The organism is Lachnospira multipara ATCC 19207 (assembly GCF_000424105.1).
Lineage (GTDB): Bacteria > Bacillota > Clostridia > Lachnospirales > Lachnospiraceae > Lachnospira > Lachnospira multipara.
In genome coordinates, this window is record NZ_AUJG01000007.1 from 33,981 (window position 1) to 46,195 (window position 12,215).

At 36.6% G+C, this 12,215-nt stretch carries 13 protein-coding genes; all 13 read right to left on the minus strand.

The genetic code is table 11. The annotated features are described in order from the left end of the window. Positions 1 to 41 precede the first annotated feature (41 nt). The 13 genes from fliY to fliI all read right to left on the minus strand — a co-directional run bounded on the left by fliY (position 42) and on the right by fliI (position 12,156). Complete coding sequence (gene fliY, locus G600_RS0107245) at positions 42 to 1,289, minus strand: flagellar motor switch phosphatase FliY (RefSeq protein ID WP_027431347.1); 1,248 nt, start codon at positions 1,287 to 1,289, stop codon at positions 42 to 44. Between the two features lie 4 nt (positions 1,290 to 1,293). Beyond that, positions 1,294 to 2,277 carry a flagellar motor switch protein FliM gene (gene fliM, locus G600_RS0107250; protein WP_027431348.1) on the minus strand — a complete coding sequence of 328 codons (984 nt, stop codon included), beginning with the start codon at positions 2,275 to 2,277 and terminating at the stop codon, positions 1,294 to 1,296. Positions 2,278 to 2,381: 104 nt separating this feature from the next. Further along, positions 2,382 to 2,894, minus strand: coding sequence for a hypothetical protein (locus G600_RS0107255; RefSeq protein WP_242826362.1), 513 nt, complete (start codon positions 2,892 to 2,894; stop codon positions 2,382 to 2,384). A gap of 35 nt (positions 2,895 to 2,929) precedes the next feature. Next, entirely contained in the window at positions 2,930 to 3,733 is an 804-nt protein-coding gene (locus tag G600_RS0107260; protein ID WP_027431350.1) for an OmpA/MotB family protein, read from the minus strand. Beyond that, a complete protein-coding gene (locus tag G600_RS0107265; protein ID WP_027431351.1) occupies positions 3,733 to 4,521 on the minus strand; it encodes a motility protein A in 789 nt (262 codons plus the stop codon). Before G600_RS0107265 ends, G600_RS0107260 begins: the two co-directional genes overlap by 1 nt. A gap of 30 nt (positions 4,522 to 4,551) precedes the next feature. Continuing rightward, the gene (locus tag G600_RS0107270; RefSeq protein WP_027431352.1) at positions 4,552 to 4,758 is read right to left on the minus strand and encodes a flagellar FlbD family protein; all 207 of its coding nucleotides are present in this window, start codon (positions 4,756 to 4,758) and stop codon (positions 4,552 to 4,554) included. A gap of 548 nt (positions 4,759 to 5,306) precedes the next feature. After that, complete coding sequence (locus G600_RS0107275) at positions 5,307 to 6,629, minus strand: flagellar hook protein FlgE (RefSeq protein WP_027431353.1); 1,323 nt, start codon at positions 6,627 to 6,629, stop codon at positions 5,307 to 5,309. Between the two features lie 134 nt (positions 6,630 to 6,763). After that, a complete protein-coding gene (locus G600_RS0107280; RefSeq protein WP_027431354.1) occupies positions 6,764 to 7,186 on the minus strand; it encodes a TIGR02530 family flagellar biosynthesis protein in 423 nt (140 codons plus the stop codon). A 21-nt stretch (positions 7,187 to 7,207) separates the two neighbouring features. Next, on the minus strand, positions 7,208 to 7,675 hold the full coding sequence (locus tag G600_RS14040; protein ID WP_051195416.1) for a flagellar hook capping FlgD N-terminal domain-containing protein: 468 nt from the start codon (positions 7,673 to 7,675) through the stop codon (positions 7,208 to 7,210). Positions 7,676 to 7,691: 16 nt separating this feature from the next. Beyond that, the gene (locus G600_RS0107290) at positions 7,692 to 9,122 is read right to left on the minus strand and encodes a flagellar hook-length control protein FliK (protein ID WP_027431355.1); all 1,431 of its coding nucleotides are present in this window, start codon (positions 9,120 to 9,122) and stop codon (positions 7,692 to 7,694) included. A gap of 199 nt (positions 9,123 to 9,321) precedes the next feature. Continuing rightward, positions 9,322 to 10,086, minus strand: coding sequence for a MotE family protein (locus G600_RS0107295; RefSeq protein WP_027431356.1), 765 nt, complete (start codon positions 10,084 to 10,086; stop codon positions 9,322 to 9,324). A 244-nt stretch (positions 10,087 to 10,330) separates the two neighbouring features. Further along, on the minus strand, positions 10,331 to 10,777 hold the full coding sequence (gene fliJ, locus G600_RS0107300; protein ID WP_027431357.1) for a flagellar export protein FliJ: 447 nt from the start codon (positions 10,775 to 10,777) through the stop codon (positions 10,331 to 10,333). Positions 10,778 to 10,791: 14 nt separating this feature from the next. Further along, complete coding sequence (fliI, locus tag G600_RS0107305) at positions 10,792 to 12,156, minus strand: flagellar protein export ATPase FliI (RefSeq protein ID WP_027431358.1); 1,365 nt, start codon at positions 12,154 to 12,156, stop codon at positions 10,792 to 10,794. Between the last annotated feature and the right edge of the window lie 59 nt (positions 12,157 to 12,215).

The following is a 12,215-nucleotide window of genomic DNA, read 5'->3' on the forward strand; positions in this document are numbered from 1 at the left end:
CATTTATCATAAATTTACTATTGTTTTTTACAAAAAAGTTGTTATTTAATAATTTCTGTAATTCTAACACCGAAGCTTTCTTCGATTACAACTACTTCGCCCTTGGCTACATACTTGCCATTAACTAGGATATCTACTGGCTCACCGGCGATTTTATTAAGTTCAATAATTGTACCTGGTGCAAAATCTAGAATATCTTTAATTGATTTTGAGGTTCTACCAAGTTCTACTGTTACCTCAAGAGGTACATCCATAATAAGACCAATATTTTCTTGGGCAGTTAACTGTCCTAGGTCTTGTGAGAATGGCTGGAAGGAAGCTGGTGCCACATTAACATCAGGCTGTGCATAGCCATACATTGGCATTCCCTGCATTGGCATTCCTTGCATTGGCATTCCCTGCATCGGCATTCCCTGCATCGGCATTCCCTGCATTGGCATTCCCTGCATTGGCATTCCCTGCATTCCCATTCCTGCATTCATAGCATTTGGATCTGGGGCTGCCTGTGGTGGTGGTGTGGTGGCTGCTGGTGCCGGTGTTGGTTCTGGCGCCGGTGCTGGTGCTTCCTCTTCCTTTGGCATAAACATTTCTAGTAATTCTTCTGCAAATTCCTTAGGATATAGCTGCATGATTTCACTATCGATTAAATCACCGATTTGCATTTTAAAGGCAACCATAACAAAAGGCTTTGATAAGAATTTTGGTAAATTTTCATCCACATCATTGTAGGTTTCAACAAGGTTTGAAACTGGTGGACTAATATCGATTTTCCTATTAAACATTGATGAAAGAGATGTAGCTGCCGAACCCATCATCTGATTCATAGCTTCGCCAATGGCACTTAAATGAAGCTCTGATAAAGGTTCGTCATCATTTGCAACACCTGCTCCACCCATCATAAGGTCAGTAATAATCTTTACATCGTTTTCCTTTAAAACTAAAACATTATTACCGTCTAGACCTTCCTTATAGGAAATCTGCATCATAACACACGGTCTATCATATTTATGAGATAAGTCATCCCAGCTGCATACATCTACCTTTGGTGTTGTAATATTAACTGTTTGATTAAGAAGAGAACTTAGAGTTGTAGCCGCAGTCCCCATGCTTATATTAGAAATCTCTCCTACAGCATCTTTTTCTGAATCAGCTAAGCTAAATGCATCTTCTCCTGATAACTCAGCAGCAGCACTCTCAGATGGTTCTTCTACCCCTCCGCCATCGTCTGAATCTGTGGACATACCACTTAGGAGAGCATTGATTTCATCTTGTGATAGCATTCCATCCATAGCTTTATGTATCCTCCTCTCTTATAACTTCTGTAACCCTCACTGCATATTTATCTTCAAAATAACCTGGCAAGGCTTTAAACTTTTTAATATTACCTACGTAAATATCAAGCTCTTGTTCTACCTTTTTGTTGACTCTAATAATATCCCCATATTGTAGGCCAACAAAATCTGCCACGCTAATATTTGATTTTCCTAAAACTGCCTTAATTGGGATCTCTGACCTTGAAATCATGCTTTCAATTTCACGTTCAAAGGTCTCGCCACCCTTTTCTTGCATGTTAGCAAACCAATATTTTGTATTTAACTTATCCATAACAGGTTCTAGTGTTGTAAATGGAAGACACACATTCATAAGGCCTTCCACATCACCAATCTTTAGATTCATAGTTACAATGGCTATGGTCTCTGTTGGTGATATAATCTGAGCAAACTGGGAATTAGTCTCGATTCTTTCTAGTCTTGGCTGTACTTTTACCACATTTTCCCAGGGCTCTTCCATTAGATTAACACAGATAGATAAAATTCTTTCAATAATAGTAAGCTCGATTTCTGAAAATTCTCTTTCCTTTTCAAGGGCATTTCCCTGTCCGCCAAGTAGTCTATCTACTATGGCAAAACCAAGGTTTGAAGCCATTTCCATAATTACAGAGCCATTTAGGGGATTCATTCCCACAACTCCTAGTAACACAGGATTTGAAAGGGCGTTTGAAAACTCGGAATAAATTACGACTTCTGAGTTTACTACATCTACTGTAACTGATTTACGAAGATAAGCTGGTAAATTAGTTGCAAGCAAACGTCCAAAATTTTCAAAAATAATCTCTAGTGTTCTTAAATGCTCCTTAGCAAACTTAGACGGTCTGGCAAAGTCGTAATTCTTAACTTGCTTTTCGTCGGAGTTTTTCATCTCATCTACATCAAGTTCACCACTACTAAGTGCTTTTAAGAGGTTATCAATTTCATTTTGTGAAAGAACTTCACTCATTTACTCCCACCTCTCTTTTCAAATCCTCTCCTTACCTCTTACACAATCAAATCGCTTCGCAATCAGCTCGCACACGTGTAGCGTTTGTAAAACAAACGCTACAATTACTGAACAACTGGTGTTACAAGTACTGAATAGATACAGTTAGTCTGGAATAGATCTTGTAATGCCTCTAAACAGTCATTCTGAAAATCCTTTGTATTTGTAGCAATTGTCTGATATGTATATTTTTCTGTAGCTAGAGTTGAGATTGTGTTAACAATTAAAGTCATGTTGTCTTTAATTGTTGTAATCTTTTCTGAATAGTCTTTGTGGGACTTATTCACACCAATAGTTACAGTTAATACCGCATAGTGAGTCTGAGCGCCAACATAAGTTACTGTAATTGTTGTCTCTTCACCATTTGTTACACTGATATACTCAATATTAGATAAATCTGTTGAGGATGATGAAGAACTTGAATCTGTTGTTCCCCCTGCAACATCTAAATCGATTATTTCGGCAATATGGGTTATAAGGCTATTAGTCTTTGTATTGGTTTGTACTAATGTAAATGTCAATACTGCCGTTAAAACTAAATTAATTAATACAAGAGCCAAAATAATTACGTTTAACATACTTTTCTTCACTAATTTCCACCTCGCTTTAGATTTTATGAATTAATATTGTTATATATCTTAATCTCTACTCGTCTGTTTAATGCTCTTCCCTCTGCTGTTTCATTTGTGGCAATAGGTACATTTTCACCACGACCAGAACTTGTCATGGTCTCTTCAGAAAATCCGTATTCATCTACAAAGAAACGGTAAACACTATAAGCTCTATAAAGGGAGAGCATCATATTATCTTCAATTTGAGCTGAATGCATTGGCACATTATCTGTGTGACCTTCAATAGAAATAATATTTCCATCATATTCTTTTATTGCCACTGAAACTGCCTTTAAAAGGGTTTTAGCATCCTCTCTTATGGCATAGCTTCCTGATTCAAATAAGACACCGCCACTAAGATTTAATACTACGTATTTACTTGTGGCTGTTACCTCTACCTGATCTGCAACATTTGAGGCTGCAAGGCTTTCAGTAATTTCCTCTGCCATTTGCTCAGATTCTGCCTGACCTTCTTCTTGAACCTCCTCATAGGCATCTTGAACTTCAGTATCTGTCTCACCTTCTGCATTAAGACCCATGCTATTATAGTAGGTGCTAAGTTCATTTAACTGGCTAGCGCCACTATTTACCAAAACACCTTCTGAGGATAGTGCGGAACCACCTGATGGCAAAATACTAAAGGAAGCTGCAAGGCTGGCTGCTACCTCTTCAAATTTTCCAGCATCTGTACTAGACATTGAGAAAAGCAATACGAAGAAACAAAGCAGCAAATTCATCAGATCTGAGAAAGTGGCCATCCAGGCTGGAGATCCAGCAGGAGCTTCATCTTCTTGCTTCTTTGCCATTAAGCAGCACCTCCTTCTGATGAAATAGCTTCTCTAGCCTTAGGTGCTAAGAATGACTTAAGTTTCTCTTCAATAACTCTAGGGTTCTCACCTGCCTGAATTGAAAGTAAGCCTTCAATTACAATTTCTTTTAACTGAAACTCAATAGCTGCTCTTTGCTTTAACTTATTAGAAATTGGTGTACAAATCCAGTTAGCAAGAAGCGAACCATAAAGTGTAGTAAGTAAGGCAACGGCCATATTAGGACCGATTGTTGAAGCATCTGATAAGTTCTTTAACATATTAACAAGACCTACCAGTGTACCAATCATACCCCAAGCAGGACCAAGAGCTGCCCAAGCATCAAAAAAGCCAGCTTTGTTTTTATGTCTTGCTTCCATATTCATAAGTTCTGTTTCAAGAATTCCTCTTACAAGTTCAGGTTCAGTACCATCTACAATAAGTAAAATTCCCTTTTGCATAAACTGATCCTCAAGACCTCTAGCAATCTCTTCAAGAGCAAGTAAACCTTCCTTACGAGCCACATTTGAAAGCTCAATAATCTTAGTAATTACCGCACCATGATCTAGTTTAGGGTCCTTCATAGCAACGCCAATACCTGAAAAACCGCCGGTAAAGTCGGCCATTGTATATGAGGCCATAAGGGATGTTAAGGAACCAAAAATTGTAATAATAAGGGATGGTACATCAATGAAGTTTCCTAAGGCAGCCACACCACCTGAAGAAATAATACCGAATAATACCATGACCAAACCAAGGACAATACCCGCTAATGTAGCTATATCCATTTAAAGACCCACCCTTCTTTAAAAGTTTAATTAGTTATCATTTACCTTTGCGAATTGAGAAAATATCCTAGACTTGTAGCTATAGACCTTATCTATAACCTCATCAATCGTCTCTTTTACGAGATATTTATGCCCATTAGTTAAAGTAATGACTGTGTCTGGAGTCTCTTCTATGGATTCGATTAGCTCAGCATTAAGCACGAACTTTTTATCATTAAATCTAGTAACGTCAATCATATCTTTCCCCCAAGACTCTTATGTAATTTGTCACGATGTTCACTAATAATATTAAAACACTTTTAGCTAAATAAAGCAATAATATATATTTATTTTAACCACTATTTTTCTTTATTCTAACATATTTTTTTGAAAATGTATCGTTTTTCGCTAATATTTTTCTATTATTTTAGTTTTTCAATACTTTTACACTAATTGTATAGTACTTATTACCTAGTTATATTATACGAATTATCCTTATAAATACATTTTCATAAAGATTAGTTTGTCAAGACTCGCTCGCGAGTCTTGCGCGCCGGATTCGGGTCTGCTACAGATGTCGCAACTGCGAAGCAGTTACGATGTAGCGTCAGCCCGATTTTGCTCAAGCAAAATTCTAATGGCTGATGTTCCTTCAGCAGACAAATTCCTGTCCGAATCCGTGCGCATCCTCGCGGAGCGTTTAACTCAGTCGGAGTTTGTACCCCGACTGAGTTAAAATGCTTTATTAGCACGGAGAAAAAAAGAGGCGCTAAAAAATTAGCGCCTCTTATGTTAAATGCTAAAATTTATCTCTTTAAGTTGATTAATTCCTCAAGCATTGTATCTGAAACTGTAATAATTCTTGAATTTGCCTGGAAACCTCTCTGAGTTGTAATCATTGTTGTAAACTCTGATGATAAGTCTACATTTGACATCTCTAATACGCCAGAGGTAATTTTTCCATCTCCAGCTGTTACATCTGTACCAATTCCATCAAATAAACCTGAGTTAAGAGTTGCAGCCCAAAGGTTTTCGCCTGCTTTTTCAAGACCTTCTGGGTTAGCAAAAGTTGCTACTGCAATCTGACCAATTGTTACTGTATCACCGTTACTGTAACTTGCAACGATACAGCCTGAAGTATCAATACCTACAGAAGTCATTGTACCTGTAGCCTTACCAGCTCCAGTAGTTAAACCATCATTTGTAATACCCATTGAAGACTTAACTGATGTCTTATCTGAATACATTGTAAGACCTGTGGCATCAAGACTTATCTGATATGTATTTTCAGCACCTACAGTATCTAGTAAAACATCTGTAGAACCGTTGCCGTTATTATTAAGAGTTAAAACGATTTCGCTGTTTGATTCAAGTGAGGCACCAGTTACGGCATTAAAGCTAATCTGACCTGAAACATCAAAGGAAAGATTTGTAATTGAACCATTCTGTGAAATTGAAACTGGATTAATATTATATGTTTTTACTGTATCAGAGCCTGAGTCTACATAATCAAGTGTTACCGTTGCCTGATAAGAATTACCTAAACTATCATAGAAGTTCATAGTTGTTGTTATTGCTTCTGTTGAAGAAGCATTGATATTACCTGAAAGTGTAAGAGCAGTTGTTCTTGCAGGTGCTGTATAAGTAAACTGTGAACTTGTAACATAAAGCTTTGACACAATATCTTTTACAACATTACCATCATCATCTGTCTGCCAACCCATTACATTAGCACCGTCTGATGTAACTAAAGCACCACTTTCATCTACCTTAAAGTTACCAGCTCTTGTAAAGTATGTATTTCCTGCACTACTTACAATAAAGAAAGAGTCACCAGAAATCTGTAAATCATATGGATTATCTGTACGCTCTGAAGCACCTTCTGTTGAAACTGCAGTAGCAATACTTCCTACAGATGAACCTAAACCAATCTGTTTTGGGTTTGTACCACCTTTATTATCGTTAGGTCCTGAAGCAGTTTGTGTTGTCTGATAAAAAACTTCTGAAAATGTCATTGACTGTGACTTATAAGCCACTGTATTTACATTGGCAATATTATTACCAACTACATCCATTCTTGTCTGATGTGCCTTTAAACCTGACACAGCAGAGAATAATGATCTCATCATAATATTTGTCCTCCTAATTTAGGTTGATAGTGTTTCCACTAATGCAATTAGGTTAATCACGATGACACCATATTAATAGAAAATGTTGCTCATCCCTTCAAGCAGTCTGGGATGTTAACCTCCAAAAGGTCCGGCTAAATTACAACAGCTCCATCAATATTGGTATATACGTTTTCCTCATTAGATTGACTATCCATCGCTGTTACAACTGTTTTGTTAGTTGTATTAACTATAAATGCAAGGTTATCAACTAATACTAAAGATTCCTTTATTCCTTTAGAAATTGCTTTTTGTGTTCCTTCTTCTAGCCTGTTTAATTGTTCATCACTTAAATTTATGTCTCTTTCTTCAAGTCTCTGATTTGCGTGTTTTGAAAATTTTACCTGGCCAATACTACTATTTGAAATAACGGAATCAATAGAAGCTTTTGAATTAAATATCTCTTTAAAACTTGGACCGCTATACTCATTTTTCTTACTAGTTTGCTTAGTAGACTTAAGTACGGCATCGGTCATAGCTTCAATTGAGTTAATATTTCCATTTACAATATTATTCATATCGGTCACCTCTTCTTTAGATTACTGTGCTGACCAAACGTCGAAATATTCATCGTCCATTACTGTGTCTAAATCCTTAATGTCATATAATTTATCTCCAATGCCTAGATATAAAACGTCGCTTATCTCTTCCCAATAATCAACCTTGCCACCAACAAAACCGTCATTATTTGTACTAGTTTTCATAATTACGTATTTACCAACTAAGTTAGAAGCTGTTTGCTTAATCTGATTGTCATTCATTTCTGTTGTTGCTTCTACCTGTGTAAATGTAGCAAGCTGAGCCATGTATTTTGAATTATCTGTTGGCTCTAATGGGTCTTGGTTTTGCATTTCAGCTACCATTAACTGTAAAAATCCGTCTACATCAATTGTTGTCTTACTTTTTGTAGAACCCATAGAACTAAGACTTGAACTCATTGTTGTAGCGGTTTGTGAAACGCTGCCATCGGCATTAACCTGCGACCAAACTCCTACTTCTGATGCCATAAAAAACTCCTTTCTTTTATGCTAAATAAGAAACGGAAGCATCGCCGTTTTCAATTAAATCCCTTGCTCTTATTTCATCGGCAGTTAGCTCTTCAAAATCAAGGTCATTTATCGAACTTAAATCAAGATTCATTCTTTTTTTCTTATCCTGTCCTAAATTGTCCTTGCTTGTATCCCCTTCAAAACTAGTATTTCCCTCAAAAGAGTGGCTCTCAATAGTTACTGAAACTGCCTCAACCTTAATTCCCTGATTATTAAAGTTTTCCTTTAAGGTCTGCATCTGATTTTCTAGGGCTTTCTTAACCGCCTCATTAGTAGCTGTAAGTTCTGCTGTTATAATTCCTTCCTTAGCTGTAACTGTTACATGTACTGAGCCAAGATTTTCAGGATTTAACATTACCTCAATCTGATTTAGATTCTGACTGCTAGTTAGTTTGATTTGATCAATTACCTGTCTTGCTACGTCTACCTGATTGATTGTAGTGTTTTCAATGGATTCTAATGCGTTGGCAAAATTTTTATAAACATCGGAAGTTACTGTCTGATTATTAACTGTTACTGTATTTAAGTCTTCCTTTTTGTTATTAAAAATGTCTTGTCCCTTTTCATTAGAACTTGCATTTTCATTTGCCTGGGCCGGATTTTTTTCTAGATTAATAATTGTTTTTTCTTCAATTACCGATTCTAGTGAATCCTCCTTTGGTTCTTCTAATGAAGCTTCGTTAAAAGCTTCCTTAGGACTTATAACCTGGCTTTGTGCATTTAGCTTACTAGTATCTACTAACTCTTTATTGTCTTCTTTAAGGAATATTCCCTCAAAGATATTTTTCTCTCCCTCAAAATTTTTTCTAAGATCTTCAACTGGAATATCAAAACTTTCTGCTAAGCCTTCTATTTTGTCCTTTACAAATGCTAATATGTCTTCAAGCTTAGATGAAAAATCTCCGTCTACAATTAAAGCAATTTCACCCTCGCCATTTAGTTCTAACATAAGTTCTTGAATCTTTGATAAATCAAATATGTCAAATACATTCATGTTAAGACTTGCCATGGTTTCAATAATTTCATCGCTGTCAATATCAAGTAGGTCTGCAATTTCACTAATAATTTCCTTGGCTTCTTCATTAATAAGATCTGTAGGAATTGATGTGCTTTCATCTACTTCTTCTAACTTGTTTACGCTTGATTCTAATTCATTATTAGAAGTTTTAATCTCATTATCAAAATCAGCCTTATTAGTATTATTATCATTAGTTTTAACTTGCTTTGTCTGTGTACTTGCAAAGCTTTCATTAGTTTCTTTTGATGTGCTTTTACTTGTCTTTAGTGTGTTTTTTAAAACTTGTCCAAAAGGATTAGTCTCAGGGCCCGATAATTTTGATGATGTGCTGTTTGGACCCCTGTTAAAGTTTAGCTTTAAGCTAGTTTCTAAATTGGCTAGTTGCATCTACTACCTCCTTTCAAAGAATATATCGGAAGTGAATAGCTGCTAATTTAGTACAAGTTTTCTAATTACAGGCACAAAAATAACCCTTCCTAATTAGTAACATTTTCCTAAAAAAACTTTCCTAATTAGAAAGGGTTGTAATCTTTATCATCGAGGAGCGTTTAACTCAGTCGGAGCTTGTACTCCGACTGAGTTAAAGCTATGGGTACATAATCTTTGTTAGCTTAGCAGCAAAGACAGTATCCATCTCTGCCATAATAGCAGCTCTAACATCTGTATCAAGATTTAGTAAAATATCTGCCACAAGGTCTGTATCTCCTGTCATTTCTTCTAAAATTGCTGCAGCATTGGCAGCTTCCATACTACCAAAGGTACTAGCCCATTCCTTAACTGCCTCAGAATATGCTAAATCCTTTATAACTTGCTCATAGATTTTAGCCGCATTATCTGCATCAATAGACTCATACCAGGATTTATAGTTTTCAATATCAGGGGCGTTATCTGTATAAACAACCTCTGTATCAAACTTATCCTTTAGCTGCTGATAGTATTCTGCATTCTCTTCAAAGACCTTAAGTCTTGCTACCTCTGCTTCAAGCTCTGAGATTTTTTCTGTCTGGCCATTATTTTCATACTCCTCAATTTGAGCCTCTAACTCATTAATTCTATCAAGGGCTTCTGCTAGGGTTTTATAGCTGCTGCCAGTTTCTTTTGCAGTCTCCTCATCAGAACCCTCTGGCAAAATCATATTTATTACAGGTACATTTTTTAAATAAGGGCGCAACATACTACCAATCCCCCCTACATTCATCTTAATCAGTAGGGCAAAGATTGCAAGCCAAATAGCGATGACAATTAAAGCAATAAAGATACTGCCAAGTTTAGCTAATATCCCGCCTTCTTTTTCCTCATCTTCGTTTTGTAACTCGTCTTCAATTTCGTCCTTAGACTTTTTCTTAGCCATATAGACCTCCCCTTTTGTCTAGTAAACTAGCTACTCTTTAAAATTTCATCCCCTGCGTTATTTTAAAACTATTAATTTAATACAAGTAAAGCGGACATTCGGAATCCGCTTCGCTACTTCCTCATGAACGCAGTGGCACTTTGTGCCACCTGTCAGAAGGGGCTTTAACCCCTTCTGACACTAGTAAGCTTTATACCCCCGCTTAAAGCTTACGCTTTTGAAGCGGGGATCGCTTACACTGCGTTCAAATACTACGATTATTGTAATTAAAACTAATAACTTCGTCAATCTCTTTCATTTCTTCCTTACTTAATTCCTGCTTAAATTCTTCAAAGGCTCTTTCCTTTAACTTATCCTGAATCTTTCTTTCCATAACTGCATCTGCAAGTCGTTTTTGTGCAACCTCCAAATTCTTTTTTGCAACCTTAACTTGCACCGTTTCTGCCTTTATTAGCTCCTTTGTAACTCTTATACAGTCTCCAAAATGTCGTAAATTTACAATGCTAATTTTATTTTTTGAGGCCTCTTTTTGATCATTTACATATCCTCTGTAACGATTAATTAAGGCCTTCATTTTTTCCTCTTCTTCAAGAACTTTATTTTGTGCCTGTACAAATTCCATCTGTCTTTGGCTCTCGATTTGTTCCTTAAGTTTTAATACATTTTCCATCCTATAAACAAACTTTGCCATAGACTACTCACTCCCTACTTTCGCTTTATACCAGATAGGTTAAGTTCCCCTTTTTCAAAGCTTTCATAATCTGAGAAAATGTCAGCTAAAAGGGCAAGTTCTTCATCAAAACTAAACTTCTCATCTGTTTGCTGGCATAAAAAGGCGTTAACCTTGTCGATTTTATAAACGGCATAGTCAATATTTTTATTAGAACCAGACCTGTAGGCTCCAATATTAATTAAGTCCTCTGCTTCATTATAGGTTGCCATAACAGTCTTTAGTCGTCCTGCCATTTTTTTATGTTCAGGGCTTGCAATCTGGCTCATACATCTTGATATACTTTGTAAAACATCAATTGCTGGATAGTGATTTTGATGTCCAAGTTTTCTAGATAACATAATATGACCATCAAGAATAGATCTTGCAGTATCAGTAATGGGCTCATTAAAATCATCGCCATCAACTAAGACTGTATAAAGACCTGTAATAGAACCTTTATCTGACATTCCAGCCCTTTCAAGTAGCTTTGGCATTTCAGAATAAACTGAAGGTGGATAACCTCTTGTAACTGGCGGCTCACCAGAGGCCAAACCTATTTCACGTTGTGCCATGGAAAAACGTGTCAGAGAATCCATCATTAAAAGCACGTCCTTTCCCTGGTCTCTAAAATATTCTGCTATGGCTGTGGCAGTTTTTGCTGCCTTATTTCTAATAAGGGCAGGCTTATCTGAGGTAGCAACTACAAGCACGCTTCGCTTCATACCCTCAGGACCTAAATCCCTTTCAATAAACTCCCTTACTTCTCTTCCTCGCTCGCCAATTAAGGCAATTACATTAATATCCGCCTTAGTATTTCTTGCAAACATACCAAGAAGGGTGGATTTTCCAACACCTGAACCAGCAAATATACCGATTCTTTGCCCCTTACCAACAGTTAGAAGTCCATCTACTGCCTTAACTCCAAGAGGAAGCACTTCATTAATAATTACCCTATCCATAGGATCTGGTGGTGCGGCCTCAACAGAATACTCTTTGCTAGTTTCAAGTTTAAAGCCATCTGTGGGATTTCCAAGACCATCTAGGGTGTGACCTAAAATTTCATCTCCTACCTTAACAGAAAGGGGATGTTCTGTATTTTCCACAACGGAACCAGGACCTATGCCATCTACTACATCAAAGGGCATAAGTAAAACCCTGGAATCTCTAAAGCCTACTACCTCTGCATATAAAACCACAGATTTATCCGCAGATACAATGCGACATAAATCATTTAACTTAGCATCTGGGCCAATAGATTCAATTGTAAGTCCTACGATTTTGGTAACCTTACCAAGTTTGTCATAAAAAGACTTATCTGTTAAAGCATAGTATTTATTTCTGTCTACTAATGACACCAATGCCACTCCCCCTCTTATTCTTATTTACTAATAAAAATGTATCTACTAATGTAAATATC